The following is a 21,590-nucleotide window of genomic DNA, read 5'->3' on the forward strand; positions in this document are numbered from 1 at the left end:
TTTCAAGGATTATCCCCGCGCACATCTGCACGGGGACGTCGATCCAATGATTGTCTGTCGCTGCGTCGGACTGTTAGCCGCGCGCCTCGCGGATCAGCCGCAGAATATCCTTGGCTGCTTCTGGAATGTTGGTGCCCGGGCCGAAAATCGCCTTGACCCCCGCCTTTCTGAGGAAATCGTAATCCTGTTGCGGAATTACCCCGCCGCAGATCACGATGATATCGCCCGCATCCCGCGCCCTGAGCGCCGCGATCAGTTTCGGGGCCAACGTCTTGTGCCCCGCCGCCTGAGAGCTGATGCCCACCACATGCACGTCATTGTCGATGGCATCCTGTGCCGCCTCTTCCGGCGTTTGAAAGAGTGGGCCCACATCCACATCGAACCCGATATCGGCAAAGGCGGTTGCGATGACCTTCGCACCCCGGTCATGCCCGTCCTGCCCCATCTTGACGACGAGCATGCGCGGCCGCCGCCCCTCGGCCCCGGCGAACTCCTCGACCGATTTCTGGATGGCGGCAAAACCGGCATCCCCCTCATAGGCGGCCCCATAGACCCCGGCCAAAGTCTTGACCTCGGCGCGGTGGCGCCCGAACTCTTTTTCCAGTGCCATGCTGATTTCTCCCACCGTGGCGCGCGCACGCGCGGCCTCGACCGCCGCGTCGAGCAGATTGCCCCCCTCGCGCGCGCGGCGCGTCATCTCGTTCAGTGCGGCCTGGCAGGCCGTCTCGTCGCGCTGCGCGCGGATGCGCTCCAGACGCGCAATTTGCGCCTCGCGCACCTTGTCATTGTCGATATCGAGAATGTCGATCGGGTCTTCCTTGTCCTTGCGATACTTGTTGACCCCGACGATCACCTCGTCCCCCCGGTCGATCATCGCCTGTCGGGTCGCCGCCGTCTCTTCGATCCGCAGCTTGGGCATGCCCGACTCAACAGCCTTGGTCATGCCACCCATGGCCTCGACCTCTTCGATCAGCGCCCAGGCTTTCTCAGCCAAATCATGTGTCAGGCTCTCGACATAATAAGACCCCGCCAGCGGATCGACCACCTTGGTCACGCCCGTTTCCTCTTGCAGGATAAGCTGCGTGTTCCTGGCGATGCGGGCGCTGAAATCCGTGGGCAGGGCAATCGCCTCATCGAGCGCGTTCGTGTGCAGCGATTGCGTGCCGCCCAGAACCGCACTCATCGCCTCGTAGGCGGTGCGCACGACGTTGTTGTAGGGATCTTGTTCCTGGAGGCTCACGCCGGATGTCTGGCAATGGGTGCGCAGCATCTTGGATTTCTCGTCCTTCGCACCGAATTCCGTCATGATCCGATGCCAGAGCAGGCGTGCAGCGCGCAGCTTGGCGGCCTCCATGAAGAAGTTCATGCCGATGGCGAAGAAGAACGAGAGGCGCGGTGCGAAACTGTCCACATCCATTCCCGCCGCAATCGCCGCGCGCACATACTCGCGTCCGTCAGCCAGCGTATAGGCCAACTCCTGCACAAGGTTCGCACCCGCCTCCTGCATGTGATAGCCCGAGATCGAGATCGAGTTGAATTTGGGCATATGCTGGGCGGTATAGCCGATGATGTCCGACACGATCCGCATCGAGGGCGCGGGCGGATAGATATAGGTGTTGCGGACCATGAACTCCTTGAGAATGTCGTTCTGGATGGTGCCGGACAGCAACGCCTTGTCGTGGCCCTGCTCCTCGCCCGCGACGATGAAGGAGGCCAGCACAGGAATGACCGCGCCGTTCATCGTCATGCTGACCGAAACCTTGTCGAGCGGGATACCATCGAAGAGGATTTTCATATCCTCGACGCTGTCGATGGCCACCCCCGCCTTGCCCACATCGCCCTCGACGCGCGGGTGATCGCTGTCATAGCCGCGGTGCGTGGCCAGGTCGAAGGCCACCGAGACCCCCTGCTGTCCGGCCGCGAGATTGCGACGGTAAAAGGCGTTCGATTCCTCCGCCGTGGAAAAACCGGCATATTGCCGGATGGTCCAAGGGCGGCCCGCATACATCGTGGCCTTGACGCCACGAGTAAAGGGCGCCTGTCCAGGGATGCTCTCCAGATGCGGAAGATCGGCCACATCCTCTTGGGTATAGAGCGGTTGCACCGCGATCCCCTCGAGCGTGTTCCACGTCAGATCCTCGGGGGCACGCCCCCGCAATTCCTTGGCCGCGAGCTTACGCCAATCGTCTTTCTTGGTCGCCATTCCGATGTCCTCTTTCAGTCTGACCAGCGGGCAGATGTCTCCCTGCCTCATCCGGTCCGGTTTCCTCTGATAGTCTCGCCAACCCATCTGCCCCGGCAGAGAGCCAGAACAGATCGTCGGCATAGGCCTCTTGCAGGGCCAATCGCTGCGCCCAGTCAAAGGGTTGCCACCGCCCTTCGCCTTCGGGCAATTCCGTCGTGTCGCCCCCGCGCGCCGTCACGGCACGGCGCAAGGCCGCCAGATCGGGGCATCGGTTCAGCCAGAGGCGCGCAGCCTTGCGCGGCACCTCGGTCAGCCCCGTCATCGCGCGCAGCCGCGCCTCGGGACGTCCGGCATGCACCTCATGCGGCAGGACCACAAGATCGACACCGGGCAGCGCACAGGCCAGATCACCGATCACCTCGCGCCAATGCCGGTTGACCGTCACCAGCCGATCGAGGTCATCAACCCCCGGCACGCCGTGACCCCGAGCCACGCCATAAGCCAGCGACGATGCCCACCAGCTATCTTGCCCTCGGATCGACAGAACCACCCGGGTGATCCGCCCGTCGAAGGCATACGCAAACCGCGCCAACCGCTCGCCGACGCCGGGATAGAGCCGCGCACGTCGCAGATTGCGTCGGGTTGCGCCAATCATGTTCTCATCACTGATCAGCACCTGCGTCATGCCCTGCGTCCGCGCCTCTTCAAGCCGGAGGCTGATACGTCCACGCGCGCGGTCCAACTGTTGCGCAGAGGTGGCGATGCCCGATGCCGGAATGACCCCGCTCAACACCCCGTTGCGCGTCACCTCCGGCCCCCAATAACGCAGGCCCTGCGCCGCCAAAGCGCCCGCATTGGCGCGCAAATAGTGCTGAAACGAAGTTGAGGCGGTGCGATGTGCCCCCAGATGCAGAGTGATGTCCATGTGAGGTCTGACCTTTCGACTGGCCGCCCCTTGCGGCCACAAACGCTTGGCCCCGATCCTGCCTGCCATTCCTGACCATGCGCTTAACTCAGGAAAATTTCCGTGCGCGTGCCATTCACCCTTCGCAATCGTCTTCATCCGGCCTATATCTGGGCCAGCAGGAGACCCAATGAAAACGATCTTATCCCTTGTTCTGGCTGTATTTATCGCGATGCCCGTGACCGCACAGGACAGCGATACGGTACCGGCATCCGCCTCGATCCTCACGGCCGATACAGCCAATTTGAAAGATTTTCTCTGGCTCAAACGCCCTCTGGTGATCTTTGCCGATACGCCTGCCGATCCGCGATACATTGAACAGATGGGGTATATCACCGAGCGCCTCGATGTGCTGACCGCGCTCGATGTGGTGGTGATCACCGATACTGATCCTGACGCCCGCTCTGATCTGCGCAAGACGCTGCGCCCCCGCGGATTTGGCCTTGTGCTGATCGGCAAGGACGGGGTGATATACCTGCGCAAGCCCGCGCCTTGGCATGTGCGCGAGATCATCCGCACCATCGACAAGCTGCCGATGCGCCAACAGGAATTGCGCGAGCGCCCCGGCGATAGCTGATCCTCGCGCGCCATCACCCGGCCCCCATCGCCACGATCAAAAGCCCGGCGGCGGGGTCCATCAGCACAAGCGCGCCTGTCTCCGCCTCCCATGCCAGCACTGCGCCCGGCTGTCCCAGCATGTGATGAAACGCACTCTCGCTCAAAGGGCCCATGCAGGCGCGCGCCTCAAGGCCTGCGCGTCGCATAGCCATCCCGATAGGCCGGTCGAAGTTGGCCATTGCCACCATGGCCCCATCAGGGGCCAGCCCCTGAGCGATCCAAGCCGCCTGACCACGCGCGGCGAGGGTGCGCGCCATCTCTGACGCTGACCCGACCACGGGCATCGCCGCCTTGATCCGCCCATCCGTTACACGATAGAGGCCCACGGCACATTGCATCGTCGCCGCAAACTCTACCGTTTCGCCGAGTGCGAACCAAGCCCCTAGCCGCGCCCGCTGTGCCGCCTCCGCATCGCGCGCGCAGGCGGACACGAGAGCGATCACCGCGAGGAACAGTCCGCACGCGCGCACATGAGGGCCAATATGGCTCATTCGAAATAGCTCTCCTCAACCACTGAAACTTTGAAGATCTCTGTCACACGACAACCGACTTCATGTGCCACCATCAGGCGCGCAAGTTGAGGCCCATCAATGAGCACGATCCGCGCGCCTAACTTCTCCGCTGTCGCTCGGGCATTCGGACTGAAAGACGAGGTAGTGACGAATATACCCTTAGTTACGTCCTTCAGGCCCAGCGCCCCGTAAAAATCCCGGATCGCCGCTGATCCGATAGGACTCCCAGCCTGATAGCGCTTGGCTTGCACATAGACCTGATCAACGCCCAAGGGATCGAGGTTGATCACTCCATCCACCCCATCATCACCAGATTGGCCGAGGACGTTACCCGCTGCCGTTCCGTAGCCATAGCCCATTTTCAAGAGCAGATCGACAATCACCCCCTCGAAGAATGCGGGTTCAGCCTCGCGCAGGCGCGACAGGATATCCGCCGCCAACGCATTTGCGATTTGCTCATAAGACACGCGCATCGCTTCGTCCGGCGTTGTCGCACTTGAAGGCACTATTTCTAGTGGTTCATCACCTGTAGAGCCTGATCGCGCCTTAAACTCCAAGAATGCATCGTAACGTGAGAGAAACTTTGCATCGATCCGCTCGGGCTTCGCGTTCAGTACTCGGCGTCCTTCTTCAGTAATTTCGAAATGTCCACGTCGCGTATTTCGAAGAAGACCGGCTTGCTTTAGATAACTGCGTGCCCAATGTACTCGGTTGGCAAACTTCGTCTGCTTACCGCTTGGCAACAACTCTGATCTCTCATCCTCAGTGAGACGGAATGCTCGCTCCAATTGAGTGACCGCGTCCGAGATTTTCATCTCTCCGGACGCCGCCAACTCAAGCACCGGCTTCATCAAGGATTGATAATCAGGTATCATCCGGTCACTCGAACTCCATGATCACATCGTCCACTGCAAGGCTGTCGCCCGGCCCGGCATTGACCTTGGCCACCACGCCCTTGCGCTCGGCACGCAGGATGTTTTCCATCTTCATTGCCTCCACCGTGCAGAGCGCCTGGCCCTCCTGCACCTCGTCGCCCGGCGCGACATTGACCTTCACGATCAAGCCCGGCATCGGGCAGAGCAGCAGCTTGGATGTATCAGGTGGGAGTTTCTCGGGCATTAACGCGGCCAGTTCCGCCTGACGGGGCGTGCGCACATGCACCTTGAGGTCGGCCCCGCGTGTGCGAATGCGGAACCCACCGCTGATCTTGCCTACCTTGAGCACCAGAGGCTCACCATTAACGTCAAGCCGTGCTAGTTGATCGCCAGGTGTCCAATCGCTTGCAACGCGCAGCGTGTCCCCATCCTCGAAGCGCACAGTAGCGCCTTCACGGTCGGCAGCCACCACCACGGCAAAGCTCTTGCCCTGCACCGACACGATCCAGTCCTCACCGACGTGGCGCTCGTGATTGTCCATCCGCCCCGACACCCGCGTGCGCCGGATTTCCGCCACCCGGTGCATCGCCGCCGTGCTTGCCGCAATCGCGCGCAGCGCCTCTTCGGGCAGGGTGACGCCCGTAAACCCTTCGGGATACTCCTCGGCGATGAAGGCGGTGGTGATATTGCCGCTGACGAAACGGGGATGATCCATCACAGCACTCAGAAAAGGCAGATTGTGCCCGATACCCTCGACCTCGAAACTGTCGAGCGCCACCCGCATACCTTCGATCGCCTCGGCGCGGGTATGCCCCCAGGTGCAGAGCTTGGCGATCATCGGATCGTAATACATGCTGATCTCGCCGCCCTCAAAGACGCCGGTATCATTGCGCACCACAGCCCCTTCGATGGCCAATTCCTCTGGCGGGCGATAACGGGTCAGACGGCCAATCGACGGCAGGAACCCGCGATAGGGATCCTCGGCATAAAGGCGGCTCTCCATCGCCCAACCAGTCAGCTTCACATCCGCCTGGGAGAGGCTCAGCGCCTCGCCATTCGCCACACGGATCATCTGCTCCACAAGGTCCACGCCGGTGATCAATTCCGTCACCGGATGCTCAACCTGCAGGCGCGTGTTCATTTCCAGAAAATAGAAATTCCGCTCTCCATCGACGATGAATTCCACGGTGCCTGCACTGGCATAGCCTACCGCCTGAGCAAGCGCCACGGCCTGCTCGCCCATCGCCTTGCGCGTCGCCTCGTCCAAAAACGGGCTTGGGGCCTCCTCGATCACCTTTTGATTGCGGCGCTGAATGCTGCATTCCCGCTCGCCCAGATAGATGCCGTTGCCATGGGTATCACAGAGCACCTGAATTTCGATATGGCGTGGTTGCGTGACGAATTTCTCGATGAAAATCCGGTCGTCTCCGAAACTGCTTGCGGCCTCGTTCTTGGAGGATTGAAAGCCCTCGCGCGCCTCCTCGTCATTCCACGCGATCCTCATTCCCTTGCCGCCACCGCCCGCAGAAGCCTTGATCATCACCGGATAGCCGATCTGGTTCGAAATCGTCACCGCCTCTTCGGCATCGGCAATCAGGCCCATATAGCCGGGAACGGTGCTGACGCCGGCCTCTTGCGCGATCTTCTTCGAGGTGATCTTGTCTCCCATCGCCTCGATGGCACCTACCGGTGGGCCAACAAAGGCCACGCCTGCGGCCTCAAGTGCCTGAGCGAACTTGGGATTCTCGCTCAGGAACCCGTAGCCCGGATGCACAGCCTCGGCACCGGTTGCCTTGATTGCGGCCATCACCTTGTCGATGACGATATAGCTCTCGGACGCGGCGGCTGGTCCGATATGCACCGCCTCGTCCGCCATGCGCACATGCAGCGCGTTGCGATCCGCATCGGAATAGATCGCCACTGTTGCAATCCCCATCTTGCGCGCAGTCTTGATCACGCGACAGGCAATTTCACCGCGATTGGCAATCAATATCTTCTTGAACATCTTCCGTCCCTTCCTCTCTTATCGGCGCGGCCCTCAGGCGGCGCGCCGGTTTTCTTCTGGCACAACAAGAAAGCCACCGGCGCGAAGTGCACCGGTGGCTTGAATGATAGGGTCTTGGCCGACAGGCAGAGGGTCGAATGACCGACCTTGACTCAGGTTGTCAGCAGCGGCTCGGATAGGCTTGGCAATATACCACGTTTCCCGCAGCCCCGACTGCTGCGCCGGTGACGACGCTACCGCCAACCACTGCTGTCGTAAGCGCACCGGCACCGCCACCGATGAGCGCCTGCTCCGGAACGGTGTCACCGCAGGCGACCAGAGCGCCAAGCGCCAAAACACCAAGGGCCGGAGCAAGGCCACGCGGTAGCTGAAGTGTTCGAAGTCTTTGCATGTGGAACGTCCTCTTGTCAGATCGCATGAGAAATCCATGCCATAGAACGTCACTTGGCGGTCCGCGTCAAAGCGATTGCATCGCCTCCTCACATCATCGGCGAACCCCCGCGCATGCGCACCCAGACGCGCAAACATCGAATTCTCAACAAAAAAAGAGGGCGATCCATGCACGCCCGCACAGGATCGCCCCCAGGGGGAAGGGCGGCGGGATCGACGCAATGTCAAAACCTCTGGGGAAAGGACTCCCGCCACTTGCCCCACTGTGCCTGCAACCGCGCGGCGAACCAAGCGCAGTTTCGGCCAAATACCCGCATGAGCAGAGCCTTGCCTATTTTCGTTTCCCATAGGCAGAACGCCGCGCATCTTGCGGTGAGGCAAGCGAAATCCGAGATGGTGCGGACGCGCAGGGCTCACGAAAACACCTCGGGAAATGACTCGCGCGCGACCTCAAGGTCCAGCACCAAAAGCGCCTCGTAACTTGTGGCATCAAAAGGCGTGTCGACAGCCTTGACTTCGCGGCCCAAAAGCCAGCTGAGACGACCGGCATCGAGATTGCCGCGCTCGAACGGCTCTTCGCCGAAACACTCCCAGATCGCACGCACAAAGGCGGCGTCTGCCCGCTTGTCGGCGGGTTTACGATCTCGGTAGCGTTCGCGCGCAATCAAGGGGGTGGCCCCCTTCGGGTTCGCGCGTCTGATTGTGAATTGGAAATCCGTACCCGGCAAACGGCCGGGAAAACCGCGATGTTTCAACATGTTGAGCCCCCCAGGATACAGGGGCGCTGCGCGGTGATCGGTTTTGTGGACGGGACGGCCCCGAGGGTCCGTCCCGCGCCTAGCCCAATGGGCTTACTTGTACTTGCCGGTCTGAACGGGCTCGGTCGTGATCGGCTCGACCACAACGAACTCTTCTTCTGCAGGCTGTGCGCATGCTGCGACGACGGCGATGAAACCGATTGCGAGAATGCTCTTGACGCTTTTCGACATGTATATCTCCTGTCTCTCGTAACTTCATGAAGAGACGCGCAAGGACACCATGTCCCTGCCCGTCTCAAGGGCGAGGTAAAGGTCGCTTGGGTGCAACCTTGACGCAGCTTATCGGAATTTTCAGGATTTGAACATCGGTCATCACCAATCCCGTGCGCCTGTGTCCCCAAAGCCTCAGTGCCTCCAAGGCGTTGATTTCGTGGCGCAAGATTTTGTGTTCTCATTAAAACATCTCCCAGATGCAGGCGCCTTCCTGCGGCCTGTAGGCCTCAAAGACCTGAATGACATCGGGGTCGAAAACCCCGAACTCTGACGGCCGATCCGCCAGCGAAATAACAACCCGAGCGGGTATCGGACCGGTGTTCGCCAATCGTGGCAGGGCGTAGCTCTCGCATAGCCAGACCAGATCGGCCAGCACCGTCTCGAGCTGCGCATCCGTATCACCGACTCCGGCGAATCCCTCGGCCACGAACCGAAAGCGATAGGTAAGCCCCAGACCCGGCCGGTCTGTCAGCACCTCCTGCACCCGCGCGGTCAGGCCCGAGGGCAGCGGCAGCGCCTCCTCCTGCGCTGCCGCCCCTTGGGCGAAAGCCAGCGCGACGCTCAGCGCCACAGCCCGCCCCACCCGTCTCATCGCACGCCGCCCATCCAGCGCGCGCGATTCGCCTCGTCCTCCAGCACCTGAGCAATGAGTGCCTCATACCCGGTCCGATCGAACCGGCCCAGCACCGCCCCCCCGGCCCGAACATGCATCGACCGCGCATCTCGACGCACCCGCACCGCCGGGGCAAAACCGCGCAGCGATTGCAGCGCGCGCCACATGTCTTGGCGCACCAGATGCGCCAATCGCCGCCGCCCCGTGACACCCGACAGAATCGTTTCCACCGCCAGATCGAAACGCACAGGCATGTTGCGCGTCATCGTGAGCGCGCCATCCTCTTCTTCGATCACATGCCAGTGGCGGCGACCCATGTTGCTCCTCCGTGCTTCATCTGGCCACAAATACCTCGGGGGTCTGGGGGCAGAGCCCCCGGTCCGTCGCCCTCAGAGCGGAATGTTATCGTGCTTTTTCCATGGGTTGCTGAGCTTCTTGTTGCGCAAAGACGCAAACGCCCGGCTGACGCGCATCCGCGTGCTGCGCGGCTGAATCACCTCGTCGATAAATCCACGCTCGGCGGCCACGAAAGGATTGGCAAAGCGTCCCTCGTAATCCTTGGTATGCGCCGCGATCTTTTCGGGTGATCCCAAGTCGGCGCGGTGGATGATTTCGGTGGCACCCTTTGCCCCCATCACCGCAATTTCTGCCGTGGGCCAGGCATAGTTGAAATCGCCCCGCAGATGTTTGGAGGCCATCACATCATAGGCCCCGCCATAGGCTTTGCGGGTGATGACCGTCACCTTCGGCACCGTGGCTTCGCCATAGGCAAAGAGAAGTTTCGCGCCATGCTTGATCACGCCGCCATACTCCTGACCCGTGCCCGGGAGGAAGCCCGGAACATCGACAAAGGTCAGGATCGGAATCTCGAAGGCATCGCAGAACCGTACGAACCGCGCCGCCTTGCGGCTGCTGTCAATGTCGAGGCACCCCGCCAATACCATCGGTTGATTGGCCACCACCCCCACAGTCTGCCCTTCAAGACGAATGAAGCCGGTGATGATGTTCTTGGCAAATTCCGCCTGAATTTCGTAGAAATCTGCCTCATCCGCGACCTTGAGGATTAGTTCCTTCATATCATAAGGGGTATTGGCATTGTCGGGTATCAGCGTATCGAGGCTCTGCTCCACACGTCCCGGCTCGTCAAAGAAGGGACGCACGGGAGGCTTCTCGCGGTTGTTGAGCGGCAGGAAATCCACCAGACGCCGCACTTCGGCCAGGGCCTCGACATCATTTTCGAACGCCCCGTCAGCCACGCTCGACTTGCGGGTATGGGTGCTTGCCCCGCCCAATTCCTCTGCGGTAACCACCTCGTTGGTCACGGTCTTGACCACATCGGGACCGGTCACGAACATGTAGGAACTGTCACGCACCATGAAAATGAAATCGGTCATGGCCGGGCTATACACAGCGCCGCCTGCGCAGGGACCCATGATCAGGCTGATTTGGGGAACCACGCCGCTGGCCATGATGTTGCGTTGAAAAACCTCAGCATAACCTGCAAGGCTGGCGACCCCCTCCTGAATCCGCGCTCCACCCGAATCATTGATGCCGATGACTGGCGCGCCGTTCTGCATCGCCATATCCATGATCTTGCAGATTTTCTCGGCATGGGTTTCCGACAGGGACCCACCGAAAACGGTGAAATCCTGGGAGAAGACATAGACCATACGACCATTGATCGTGCCCCAGCCGGTGATCACGCCATCGCCGTAGGGGCGCTCTTTCTCCATCCCGAAATCGGTGCAGCGGTGCGCCTTGAACATGTCGAACTCTTCAAAGCTGCCCTCGTCGAGCAGCAATTCGACCCGCTCGCGCGCCGTCAGTTTACCTTTGGCATGCTGCGCATCGATACGGCGTTGCCCCCCGCCCAGGCGGGCTTCGGCGCGGCGGTTCTCCAATTCCTGAAGGATGTCTTTCATAGCACTCCCCTTGCGATGTTGCGCGCAGCATAGAGTTTGTGAGCATTGGCTCAAAGCAGAATTGGGCAAATTTGCAAATCATCGCAAATAATATTCTGAATATCTGTAAAATTGCGAATTCACGAGTTGCCTGGTGGACTTCCCCGCGGGCCGCTCCTAGCCATGCGCCATGACCCGCGCTCAGACACCCAAGTATCTCGACCGCACCACCCCGCCGCATCTTTCGACGCTGATCCTTCTGGCGGGGCTGTCGGCCCTTGCCATGAACATCTTTCTCCCCAGCCTGCCGGGGATGACCGCGCATTTCAACACCGAATACCGGCTGATCCAATTGTCGGTTGCCCTCTATCTTGGGGTCAATGCCGCGCTGCAACTGCTGATGGGGCCAATCTCGGATCGGTGGGGGCGCCGGCCGGTCATTCTCTGGGGGCTCGGCCTCTTTCTTGTGGCGACCTTGGGCTGCATCTTTGCCCCCAATGTTACGGTTTTTCTGACCTTTCGCATGGTTCAGGCAAGCGTGGTGGTCGCCATGGTCCTGTCGCGCGCCATCGTGCGGGATATGGTGCCCCAAGACCGCGCGGCCTCGATGATCGGCTATGTAACCATGGGTATGGCCGTTGTGCCAATGATCGGCCCGGCCTTTGGCGGGCAGTTGGATGAGGCCTTTGGCTGGCAGGCAAATTTCTGGGCGCTCTTCGTGCTTGGGGCCGCGCTCTTTGTGGTCTGCTGGCGAGACCTGGGCGAGACCGCGCCGCTCTCGGGGCGAACCCTGATGCAACAGTTCCGGGATTATCCTGCCCTTCTGACGTCGCGCCGCTTCTGGGGCTATGCACTGGCGGCGGGGCTGAGCTCGGGGGCGTTCTTTGCCTATCTGGGCGGCGCGCCCTTTGTTGGGGATCGCGTGTTCGGCCTGCCTCCGTCCACTCTGGGGCTGTTGTTCGGTGCCCCGGCGATCGGGTATTTTCTGGGCAATTTTGCCTCGGGGCGGTTTTCCATGAGGATTGGCGTCAACCGCATGGTGCTGTGGGGCACGCTGTTCAACGCAGGCGGTATCGCGCTCAATCTCATGCTGTTTCTTGTGGGCTTGGGTACGCCGTTGACGTTCTTTGGGCTGATGACATTCATGGGCCTGGGCAACGGCATGGTGATCCCCAACGCCACTGCCGGGGCCCTCTCGATCCGCCCAGACCTCGCAGGCACGGCAAGCGGGCTGTCGGGGGCGCTGATGATCGGCATCGGCGCGGCTCTCTCGGCGCTCGCAGGCACGCTGCTGACCCCCGGCAGTGGGACCTATGCCCTGCTTGGGCTGATGCTCTCGACGGCACTTGCCGCGATCGCGACGATCCTCGCGGTAATCCGCCGGGAACGCAGACTGGGGCTGTCGACATAGCCGGTCACTGCAGATCACGAGTTCTTTATCCCCTCTGGCCTGATCCCGACCCTGCCCCCAAGTCTATGGGACCGACATGAGAGGAGACCAAGATGACTCGCCGCAAATCCCTCTATCGCCCCGCGCCTGCCCGCAGAAATCGCGAATTCATGCCCTACCGGTTCAACAATTGGGCGGCGATTTGACAGGCGCACGCGACCCGAGCGCAACAGTTCGGCCATAATGCGGGGAACAAGCGCGTTTTGATTTTTCACCCCACCAAGACCCCTCCTATAACTGGAGTGGTATTCTCAGGAGGTTCCCAATGATCCATCGCCGCACTTTCATGGCCACTGGTCTCGCTGCCTTGGGCACTGCATCCGTTGCCAATGCCTTTGAGGTTGATCCGCGCTTCATGCCGCAGGAGGTCTCTTTCGATCCCGTTTATCAACCCGGCCAGTTGATCGTGCTGCCGCGCGCGCATTTTCTCTACTTCGTAACAGAACCCGGTCGCGCCCGCCGTTACGGCGTAGGCGTGGGCAAGGCCGGGCTAGAGTTCACCGGCACCGCCACCATCGACGTCAAGAAGAAATGGCCGACATGGCGCCCGACGAACGAAATGATCGAACGCGATCCCGCCTCCTACGGGCGGTTCAAGGGCAATGACTATGTGCAGCCCGGCGGAGTGGACAATCCGCTTGGGTCGCGCGCGCTTTACCTTTTCCAGAATGGGCGCGACACCTACTACCGGATTCACGGCACGACACAGCCTTCGTCCATCGGGCGGTCTGTCTCGAACGGCTGTATCAGGATGATCAACGAGCATGTGCAGGACCTATATGATCGGGTCCCCATCGGAACGGTTGTCACAGTTCTGTAATCTTGATTTTCGCACGGTGAATCGGCATATTTTATCGTGCGACGTTACCACTATCGACCATCTGTCCTTTTCGGCTCAGTCACTCGATCTTGTATGACTTTGCCGGGTTGCCGCACTTCCGCGGGCAACAAATACAGAAGGAATCAGTAAGATGGCGACTGGCACCGTAAAATGGTTCAATGCCACCAAAGGCTATGGCTTCATCGCGCCCGATGGCGGCGGAAAGGATGTATTCGTACACATCAGCGCGGTTGAGCGCGCAGGCCTGACCGGCCTTGCCGACAATCAAAAGGTCAAGTTCGACATTGAGGCGGGCCGCGACGGGCGCGAGTCTGCGTCCAATATAGTTCTCGCCTGAGCACCGCCTGAGGCCGACAGGGGGTAAAAATCCCCCTGCACATCCTCATCGCGCCCGCGCAGGGCGCGATATTCATGTGTATGGGTTTTGCGCCCCCCTCGTGTTTCCCCTTGAAACCACATACCCAAACCATGACATAGAGCGTGCATCAGGAGGCGAACCATGGCGCTCCCCGTCCGGGAACAGATGAAATATTGGGGCGCGGCCACGGCCGTGTTTTTTGTGGTGTTATGGTTCCTCGGGGACGTGATCCTGCCGTTTGTTCTGGGCGGAGCCATTGCCTATTTTCTTGATCCGGTGGCAGATCGGTTAGAACGGTTAGGCCTAAGTCGCGCCGCCTCGGTCGTGGTTATCACACTGATTGCCATTCTGGCCTTTGTCGTGATTGTCCTGTTGATCGTGCCAACGCTCGTCAGTCAGACCGTGGCGCTCTTCAACGTGGCGCCTGAGCTGGCGCGCGATCTACACGGATTTCTCAGCACTCATTTCCCGACACTCTTCGATCCTGACTCGGCGCTGAACAAGACGCTGCTGTCCTTGGGCGAAACCATTCGTGAACGTGGCGGCCAATTGCTCGAAACGATCCTCAGCTCTGCCGCTTCCATGGTCAACATATTGATTTTGATTGTAATTGTGCCTGTTGTGGCTGTCTATCTGCTATATGACTGGGATCATATGGTAGCCGAGATCGACAACCTTTTGCCGCGCGACCATGCGCCTGTGATCCGCAGCCTTGCAGGCCAGATCGACAATACGCTGGCCAGTTTCATCCGAGGCATGGGCACCGTCTGTCTGATACTGGGCACCTATTACGCGGTCGCGCTCATGCTTGTGGGGTTGCAATTCGGCCTCGTGGTGGGCGCGATTGCGGGCCTGATCACTTTCATCCCCTATGTCGGGTCCATCGTCGGCGGCGTGCTGGCGGTGGGCCTAGCGCTGTTCCAGTTCTGGGGGGATTGGGTCAGCGTCGGTATGGTGGCCGCCGTCTTCGTCTCGGGTCAGGTGATCGAAGGCAATTTTCTGACACCCAAGCTTGTGGGTTCCTCTGTGGGACTGCATCCGGTCTGGCTGATCTTCGCGCTCTCGGCCTTTGGCGCACTCTTTGGCTTTGTCGGGATGCTTGTAGCCGTACCAGTGGCCGCGTCGCTCGGAGTGATCGCCCGCTTTGCGTTGGAGCAGTACCGCGACAGCCGCCTCTACCGCGGACTGGAAAGCATTGACCGCGAATGACGCCGCGCCAGCTCAGCTTTGATCTGCCGGTGCTCACGGCACTGGGGCGCGAGGATTTCTTTGTCTCGCCCTCAAATGCCGAAGCTGTGGCAATGATCGAGGGCTGGCAAGGCTGGCCCGGCCGCAAGCTGATACTTGCGGGTCCTCCTGGGGCGGGCAAGACCCATCTGGCGCATGTCTGGGGCGCCCTCTCGGGCGCCCGGATAATCTCAGCCAAGGACCTGTCCCATGTCGATATTCCCACGCTTGCGACAGGCGCGATTGCAGTTGAGGATGCCGATCAGTTGGCAGGGGATCGCCCTGCGGAAGAAGCGCTCTTTCACCTGCACAATCTCGTATTGGCCGAAGGCCACACACTCTTGCTGACGGCTGAGCGCCCACCGAACCTCTGGCCACTCGGCCTACCCGATCTGCAAAGCCGCATGCAGGGCACGATGCTGGCCCAACTGCGCGCACCGGATGATGCCCTCTTGGCCGCCGTGCTGACCAAGCTCTTCGCCGATCGCCAGATTGCCCCCAACCCGGATACGATTCCCTATCTCGCGCGACGGATGGATCGTTCTTTTGATACGGCACGAGAGGTGGTCGCGATGCTTGATGCCACAGCGCTTGAGGAAGGCCGTGCAGTCACCCGAGCACTCGCCGCGCAAGTGCTGGACAAATTGGCGCATTAGCGCCACGCTGCGTCACCGTTCCGTTACATCTCAAAGCCATAAGCTTCTCATGACCCAAGCAGATTTTCTTAAACACCCCGCGCCCGAAGCCGTCGAAATGACTGATCTGGATCTGACCGGTCCGGGGCGTTTCTTTAATCGTGAACTCAGCTGGCTGGGGTTCAACTGGCGGGTGCTGGAGGAAGCACAGAACAGCCGCGTTCCACTGTTGGAGCGGCTGAGATTTTTGTCGATTTCAGCCACCAATCTTGATGAATTTTACAACGTCCGCGTGGCAGGTCTGCGGGAATTGGCGCAAGCGGGCAATACGACCCCTGCGGCGGATGGCCTGTCCCCGGCAGAGCAGCTTGTGCTGATCAACGAGAATGCCCGCAAGCTTTTGGCCTCTCAGCAAGAGACCTACGACACACTTCGCCGCGAGCTAGAGGCCGAGAGGATTTCGATCCTTGATCACGGCTCTATAGAGGAGGGAGACCGGGATTATCTGGCGGATGTCTTTCTAAACAAGACCTTTCCGGTGCTCTCGCCTTTGGCGATTGACCCTGCGCATCCATTCCCGTTCATCCCCAACCTCGGTTACAGTCTTGCGCTTCAACTGGAGCGAAAGGCCGACAAGAGACCGCTTCAGGCGCTTTTACCGATCCCGCAACAAATCGCGCGGTTCATCCCGCTGCCTGCATCCGAGGGCACTTATCGGTTCCTGCCTCTGGAAGAGTTGCTCTTGCTACATTTGCACAGTCTCTTTCCAGGCTACAGGTATAAGAGCCATTGCGCCTTTCGCGTGCTGCGCGACAGTGATCTAGAGGTCGAGGAAGAGGCCGAAGACCTCGTGCGCGAATTCGAGGTGGCGTTGAAGCGCCGCCGCCGTGGCGAAGTGGTCCGCATGAAGATTTCGGCCAACGCGCCCGAGGATCTGCGCCGTGTCATCATGCAGGAATTGCACGTCATCCCCGAAGAGGTCGTCGAGGTCGAAGGCATGATCGGTCTGGCCGACCTCAAGGAATTGGTGCTCGAATCGCGCCCAGATCTTCTATGGCCTCCCTTTACTCCGCGTGTGCCGGAGCGGGTACAGGACCATGGCGGAGATATGTTTGCGGCGATCAGGCAAAAAGATATGCTGCTGCACCACCCCTACGAGACCTTCGACATGGTGGTGCGCTTTCTGACACAGGCCGCGCATGATCCCGATGTGGTGGCGATCAAGCAGACTCTCTACCGCACTTCACGCAACTCGCCCATCGTAGAGGCCCTCTGCGAGGCAGCGGAGGATGGCAAATCTGTCACCGCGCTCGTGGAACTTAAGGCGCGGTTCGACGAGGCGGCCAATATCCGACAATCTCGGCGGCTGGAACGGGCCGGGGCACATGTGGTCTATGGATTCATCGACCTCAAGACCCATGCCAAGATTTCCACCGTGGTGCGCCGTGAAGGCGATAACCTGGTGACTTATACCCATTATGGCACCGGCAATTATCACCCGATCACTGCACGCATCTATACGGATCTCAGCTTTTTCACCTGCGATACCAAGCTCGGACGAGACGCGACCAAGGTGTTCAATTACCTCTCCGGCTATGCCGAGCCCGAAGGTCTGGAGAATCTTGCCATTTCGCCCAAGTCGCTCAAACCCCGCCTGCTCGAACTGATCGAGCGTGAGGCCGAGCATGCGCGCGCCGGCAAGCCGGCGGCAATCTGGGCCAAGATGAATTCGCTGATCGAGCCCAACATCATCGACGCGCTTTATGCAGCGTCCGAAGCAGGGGTCAAGATCGACCTCGTCGTGCGCGGCATTTGTGGATTGAGGCCTGGCATCAAGGGATTGTCGAGCAATATCCGCGTGAAATCCATCATTGGCCGGTTCTTGGAACATTCTCGCATCGTGTGTTTCGGCAATGGCGCGGGGCTGCCCTCGAAAAAGGCGCGCGTGTTCATCTCGTCCGCCGACTGGATGGGACGTAACCTTAACCGCCGGGTCGAAACTCTGATCGAGATCGAGAACCCGACCGTCAAGGCGCAGATCGTCAGTCAGGTCATGGCCGCCAATATGGCGGACGTTGCCCAAAGCTGGGTGATGGCCCCCGATGGCAGTTTTAGCCGCCCGCCTGCGATCGAAGGCATGTTCGCTTTTAACTGCCATCGCTTCTTCATGGAAAACCCCTCGCTTTCGGGTCGTGGCTCAGCTGGGGCGTCGGATGTGCCCAAGCTTACGCACACGGACGATTGACCCACGCGCGCCTCTGTCGCATAGAGGAGGCGCGAAAGACTGGGACGGACATGGACGGCACCAACGATCCAAGAGAACCCGACGGCGGCCCATTTGGCCGCCCCCTGTTCGATAGCCCCTCCGCGCGAGCGCTGAGTCGCGTGGGCGTGGTTGATGTGGGCTCAAACTCTGTGCGCCTTGTAGTGTTCGACGGAGCAGCCCGCAGCCCGGCCTATTTTTACAACGAAAAGATCATGTGCGGCCTTGGTGCCGGCATGTCTGAAAGTGGACGTCTCAATCCTGCGGGGCGCAAACGCGCTCTGGAGGCGCTCAAGCGGTTCAAGATGCTAGCCGAGGGGATGGACACAGGCCCATTGGTCATTGTCGCCACCGCCGCCGTGCGCGAGGCCAGCGATGGCGCGGACTTTTGTGCCGATGTAGAGCGGGAAACCGGTCTGAAGCTCTGGGTGATCGACGGGCGCGAAGAGGCGCGGCTGTCGGCACAAGGCGTGCTCTTGGGGTGGCCCGGTTCTTACGGCCTTGTCTGCGACATCGGCGGTTCATCCATGGAACTTGCTGAAATCAATGGCGGCACGGTGGGAGCAAGGGTTTCATCCCAGCTTGGCCCGCTCAAACTGCGCGACTTCAAAGGCGACAAGAAAGAGCGGCGCGCCTATATCCGCCAGGTCCTGAACGAGATGCGTTCCGAACTGGGCGAGCAGAACAACCGCCTCTTTCTGGTGGGTGGCTCGTGGCGGGCGATTGCCCGGATTGACATGGTGCGGCGCAAATACCCGCTGCATGTGCTGCACGAATATCGTATGACCCCTGCTGATGTGCGCGCGACCATCAAGTATATCGAGAAGCTAGACGTCGAAACGCTGCGCGCGCAATCTGGCGTCTCTATGGCACGGATCGAGCTTGTGCCACAGGCGATCGAGGTCCTGGGCGAGCTGATCAAGACCTTCAAGCCGCGCGACATCGCCGTATCGAGCTATGGCATTCGCGAGGGCTTGCTCTATGAGCAGATGCCCCAGATGCTGCGTGACCGTGATCCCCTGATCGAGGCCTGCCGCTTTGCCGAACAAAAGGATGCACGCCTACCCGGTTTTGGCAAGGTGATCTATCATTTCATCCTGCCACTGTTCAAATCCGCCAAGCCAGAGCGACGCCGCCTGATCCGTGCGGCCTGTCTTTTGCATGATGTAAGCTGGCGCGCCCACCCTGATTACCGGGCGGAGGTCTGTTTTGATAACGCCACCCGCGCCAATCTGGGCGGGCTCAAACATTCAGAGCGGGTTTATTTGGGTCTTGCCCTGTTGCACCGATACTCGAACAAGCGTGACGGCAGCCGCTTTGCCGATCTGGACGGGTTGCTGAGCGAAAAGGACCGTCATGAGGCCGAAGTTCTGGGCAAGGCCATGCGCTTTGCCGCGATGCTTTGGCTCAAACGAAATGCGCATTTAGGGGAATTGCGATGGTTCCCGCAAAAGAAGGTGCTGGAATTACGCCTATCGTCAGAAGCGGCACCGCTTTTTGGCGAAGTGGCGCAGGCGCGTTTTGCCTCGCTCGCCACAACACTCTCGGCGCGGATCGTGATCAAGACACCAAGTTAGCGACGCCTTGACGCTCAAAGCTCGATTTCGCCGTCTGGCGCAGGGCTTTCCTGCACTTCTTGTGGGGTCTTGCGACGCAATAGGATATCACCATTCGGCAAAACCTCTGGCGCGTGAAAGGCACTGAGATCGCCGATTTCGCCCATCAGGTCGCGCAGCGCCGGGCCCATTTCCTCGACGAACTGGCGCAGCGCGGGCTCCATCTCTTGGGCGCGATCGCGAAGCCCTTCAAGCGCCGGCCCCATCTCGCGCTGTATCCCCTCAAAAAAGAGGCGCGCGCCCTCTTCCATGAGAGATCGGCCCTGCTCCTCTTCCGTCACGTCCTGCGCGGCAAGGGGGGCCGCGGCAAGCACGGACATCAGACAAACGGTTCGGATCAGGTGTATTGGTGTCATGAGTGTCATATAATCGCTCCGAGGTACGATTTTAAGATCACAATTCAATATCGAGACTGACCGGGAAATGGTCTGAAGCAACGAGCAGCGCCTCACGCAACTCCTTGTTGTCCCAGCAGACCGGATCGTCGAACGGATGCCAGATGCGCCAGGCTGGACGGCGCGCCATGAGGTCCGGCGAGATCAGGATATAATCGAGCAGTGCCTGCATATATCGCCGCTGGTCCCGTAGATAGAACCGCGCCGAAGTATGAACCGCCCCAAACCGCCGTAACAGCGCCCCGCGCGCATGCGGATCATACAGGGCCGCGGCGGTGTCCTGCCCTTCACCCATGATAATTTCGACCGAGGAGCGCCCGAAAAGATGCTCATATTCATCAAGCCCCGGACCATCGTTAAGGTCCCCCAGCACAATCAGCGAGTCATCAGCTGCAAGATGTGCTTCGATCCTTTGACGCAGCCAGACCGCCTGCGCCAATTGCTTGCGTCGATTGGTGATACCGATACGGATCGCCTCGTCGCGCCCTACAGCGCCATGGGGGGCCTTGGATTTCAGATGCGCCCCGATCAAGCGCAGCCTTTGGCCGGCGGTCGTGGTCAATTCCACCTCAAGAGGTGGTTTGGAAAACGTGACACGATCCGCGCGGTCATCAATGTCAAGGTCGATCCGAAAGACCCCATCAAAGCGCGGCGGCGTGTCCCCGCTCCCGGTTGTCGCCCCTTGCGGATCATGCCGCCCGCTCAGAACATCCGGATCATAGAGCAGCGCGAGTTCCTGTTGCGTCTCATTGGCAAAGCCGATCAGCGCCCGTCGCGCCCGAAGCTGCATGAGTTTTGCAAAATTTTCCAATGCCTTGACCGTACTGCGGCGGCCATTGTCATCGGGAGCCTCGACCACCAGCACCGCATCTGCATCCAGTGCCGTGAACACGATCCCGAGCGCTGCCAGCTGGTCTGCGCGAGTCACGTTGTAGCGCGCGGACCATGCGCCGTCGTCATGGGGTTGCCCCTGATCGTCAAAGAGCGCGTTGAACCATTCGACGTTATAGGTGGCGATCCGCATGGGCGCGGGCCTCGCTGATCTCTTCCCAAGCGCGGTTGATGTCCACCAGCCGTCGCTCTGCCAAACGGATCGCCTCTGGCGGCACCCCGCGGGCCTGCATACGGTCCGGATGGCTCTCGCGGACCAGGTCGCGCCAGGCCTTGCGCACCGCGTCCATCGGCATATCCGGTGTCACACCCAGAACAGACCAAGGATCGGGGGTTGCATCCGGTACGAACCGCGTCCGCAGAGTTCGAAAAGTGGACGCGGGCAGCGCAAAAATCTCGGCCACACGGGCGAGAAATTCATCCTCTTTCGCGTGATAGACCCCGTCCGCCATGGCAATGTGAAAGAGCCCCTCCATCAGGTCACAGAGCGTTCCGGGCTGACCCTCGAACATGCGGGCGATGCGGCGGGCGTAATCTTCGAAACCGGCCACATCCTGCCGCGCAAGGTTGAACACCCGGGCGGCGTTTCCCTCATCCGCCTCGGCAATCTGGAAAACCTCGCGAAAGGCCGTGACCTCGTCGCGTGTGACCTGCCCATCGGCCTTGGCCATCTTGGCCGAGAGCGCGATCACTGCGATCGTAAAGGCCACGCTACGTTCGGGCGGGGTGCGCAGGCGGTCGAAAACAGCGCTTAGCCCTTCGCCATTGGCAAGGGCTGACAAGGCTTCGGAGATCCGGACCCAAATCGACATGGGCGTTA

General features: G+C 60.4%; 22 protein-coding genes. 8 read left to right on the forward strand and 14 right to left on the reverse strand.

The window, feature by feature from the left end; translation table 11 throughout:
• Positions 1–73: 73 nt before the first annotated feature.
• A complete protein-coding gene (gene scpA / locus AACZ65_RS12120) occupies positions 74–2,203 on the reverse strand; it encodes a methylmalonyl-CoA mutase (RefSeq protein ID WP_339671201.1) in 2,130 nt (709 codons plus the stop codon).
• The gene (locus AACZ65_RS12125) at positions 2,175–3,110 is read right to left on the reverse strand and encodes a hypothetical protein (protein ID WP_339671203.1); all 936 of its coding nucleotides are present in this window, start codon (positions 3,108–3,110) and stop codon (positions 2,175–2,177) included. The genes scpA and AACZ65_RS12125 overlap by 29 nt, the downstream gene beginning before the upstream one ends.
• 169 nt (positions 3,111–3,279) lie before the next feature.
• On the opposite strand from AACZ65_RS12125, the gene AACZ65_RS12130 reads away from it, so the two are divergent.
• Positions 3,280–3,726 (forward strand): DUF4174 domain-containing protein, encoded by a 447-nt coding sequence (locus AACZ65_RS12130; RefSeq protein WP_037272893.1) that lies wholly within the window; start codon positions 3,280–3,282, stop codon positions 3,724–3,726.
• A 13-nt stretch (positions 3,727–3,739) separates the two neighbouring features.
• On the opposite strand, the gene AACZ65_RS12135 is transcribed toward AACZ65_RS12130, so the two are convergent.
• The 9 genes from AACZ65_RS12135 to AACZ65_RS12175 form a co-directional block, all read right to left on the reverse strand.
• Positions 3,740–4,258 (reverse strand): hypothetical protein, encoded by a 519-nt coding sequence (locus AACZ65_RS12135; protein ID WP_339671206.1) that lies wholly within the window; start codon positions 4,256–4,258, stop codon positions 3,740–3,742.
• Positions 4,255–5,154, reverse strand: coding sequence for a restriction endonuclease (locus AACZ65_RS12140; protein ID WP_296627792.1), 900 nt, complete (start codon positions 5,152–5,154; stop codon positions 4,255–4,257). Before AACZ65_RS12140 ends, AACZ65_RS12135 begins: the two co-directional genes overlap by 4 nt.
• A gap of 4 nt (positions 5,155–5,158) precedes the next feature.
• Positions 5,159–7,159, reverse strand: coding sequence for an acetyl/propionyl/methylcrotonyl-CoA carboxylase subunit alpha (locus AACZ65_RS12145; protein ID WP_339671212.1), 2,001 nt, complete (start codon positions 7,157–7,159; stop codon positions 5,159–5,161).
• A 160-nt stretch (positions 7,160–7,319) separates the two neighbouring features.
• Complete coding sequence (locus tag AACZ65_RS12150; RefSeq protein WP_075571733.1) at positions 7,320–7,550, reverse strand: hypothetical protein; 231 nt, start codon at positions 7,548–7,550, stop codon at positions 7,320–7,322.
• Between the two features lie 412 nt (positions 7,551–7,962).
• Positions 7,963–8,307, reverse strand: coding sequence for a hypothetical protein (locus AACZ65_RS12155; RefSeq protein ID WP_297541368.1), 345 nt, complete (start codon positions 8,305–8,307; stop codon positions 7,963–7,965).
• A 93-nt stretch (positions 8,308–8,400) separates the two neighbouring features.
• On the reverse strand, positions 8,401–8,538 hold the full coding sequence (locus AACZ65_RS12160) for a hypothetical protein (protein ID WP_170062562.1): 138 nt from the start codon (positions 8,536–8,538) through the stop codon (positions 8,401–8,403).
• 223 nt (positions 8,539–8,761) lie between these two features.
• Positions 8,762–9,172: a DUF6497 family protein gene (locus AACZ65_RS12165; RefSeq protein ID WP_339671217.1), complete on the reverse strand. Its 411-nt coding sequence runs from the start codon at positions 9,170–9,172 to the stop codon at positions 8,762–8,764.
• Positions 9,169–9,510: a hypothetical protein gene (locus AACZ65_RS12170; RefSeq protein ID WP_339671219.1), complete on the reverse strand. Its 342-nt coding sequence runs from the start codon at positions 9,508–9,510 to the stop codon at positions 9,169–9,171. The genes AACZ65_RS12165 and AACZ65_RS12170 overlap by 4 nt, the downstream gene beginning before the upstream one ends.
• A gap of 72 nt (positions 9,511–9,582) precedes the next feature.
• Positions 9,583–11,115: an acyl-CoA carboxylase subunit beta gene (locus tag AACZ65_RS12175; RefSeq protein WP_037272882.1), complete on the reverse strand. Its 1,533-nt coding sequence runs from the start codon at positions 11,113–11,115 to the stop codon at positions 9,583–9,585.
• A gap of 169 nt (positions 11,116–11,284) precedes the next feature.
• On the opposite strand from AACZ65_RS12175, the gene AACZ65_RS12180 reads away from it, so the two are divergent.
• The 7 genes from AACZ65_RS12180 (at position 11,285) to AACZ65_RS12210 (ending at position 19,445) form a co-directional block, all read left to right on the forward strand.
• Positions 11,285–12,505, forward strand: a complete 1,221-nt coding sequence (locus AACZ65_RS12180) for a multidrug effflux MFS transporter (RefSeq protein ID WP_297541361.1) — start codon at positions 11,285–11,287, stop codon at positions 12,503–12,505.
• A 304-nt stretch (positions 12,506–12,809) separates the two neighbouring features.
• A complete protein-coding gene (locus AACZ65_RS12185; protein WP_339671222.1) occupies positions 12,810–13,364 on the forward strand; it encodes a L,D-transpeptidase in 555 nt (184 codons plus the stop codon).
• A 151-nt stretch (positions 13,365–13,515) separates the two neighbouring features.
• Positions 13,516–13,722: a cold-shock protein gene (locus AACZ65_RS12190; protein ID WP_008280544.1), complete on the forward strand. Its 207-nt coding sequence runs from the start codon at positions 13,516–13,518 to the stop codon at positions 13,720–13,722.
• A gap of 162 nt (positions 13,723–13,884) precedes the next feature.
• The gene (locus AACZ65_RS12195) at positions 13,885–14,952 is read left to right on the forward strand and encodes an AI-2E family transporter (RefSeq protein WP_339671226.1); all 1,068 of its coding nucleotides are present in this window, start codon (positions 13,885–13,887) and stop codon (positions 14,950–14,952) included.
• On the forward strand, positions 14,949–15,626 hold the full coding sequence (locus tag AACZ65_RS12200) for a DnaA/Hda family protein (protein WP_339671228.1): 678 nt from the start codon (positions 14,949–14,951) through the stop codon (positions 15,624–15,626). The genes AACZ65_RS12195 and AACZ65_RS12200 overlap by 4 nt, the downstream gene beginning before the upstream one ends.
• Positions 15,627–15,675: 49 nt before the next feature.
• On the forward strand, positions 15,676–17,850 hold the full coding sequence (locus AACZ65_RS12205; protein WP_339671229.1) for an RNA degradosome polyphosphate kinase: 2,175 nt from the start codon (positions 15,676–15,678) through the stop codon (positions 17,848–17,850).
• Between the two features lie 50 nt (positions 17,851–17,900).
• Entirely contained in the window at positions 17,901–19,445 is a 1,545-nt protein-coding gene (locus AACZ65_RS12210; protein WP_339671231.1) for a Ppx/GppA family phosphatase, read from the forward strand.
• A 14-nt stretch (positions 19,446–19,459) separates the two neighbouring features.
• On the opposite strand, the gene AACZ65_RS12215 is transcribed toward AACZ65_RS12210, so the two are convergent.
• The 3 genes from AACZ65_RS12215 to AACZ65_RS12225 all read right to left on the reverse strand — a co-directional run bounded on the left by AACZ65_RS12215 (position 19,460) and on the right by AACZ65_RS12225 (position 21,582).
• Positions 19,460–19,804, reverse strand: coding sequence for a hypothetical protein (locus tag AACZ65_RS12215; RefSeq protein ID WP_339671233.1), 345 nt, complete (start codon positions 19,802–19,804; stop codon positions 19,460–19,462).
• Between the two features lie 73 nt (positions 19,805–19,877).
• Complete coding sequence (locus tag AACZ65_RS12220; RefSeq protein WP_339671235.1) at positions 19,878–20,903, reverse strand: endonuclease/exonuclease/phosphatase family protein; 1,026 nt, start codon at positions 20,901–20,903, stop codon at positions 19,878–19,880.
• The gene (locus tag AACZ65_RS12225; RefSeq protein WP_339671237.1) at positions 20,884–21,582 is read right to left on the reverse strand and encodes a molecular chaperone DjiA; all 699 of its coding nucleotides are present in this window, start codon (positions 21,580–21,582) and stop codon (positions 20,884–20,886) included. The genes AACZ65_RS12220 and AACZ65_RS12225 overlap by 20 nt, the downstream gene beginning before the upstream one ends.
• Positions 21,583–21,590: the final 8 nt, after the last annotated feature.

Origin of the sequence: uncultured Roseovarius sp. (genome assembly GCF_963972555.1) — a bacterium.
In the GTDB taxonomy this organism is placed as follows: Bacteria; Pseudomonadota; Alphaproteobacteria; order Rhodobacterales; family Rhodobacteraceae; genus Roseovarius; species Roseovarius mucosus.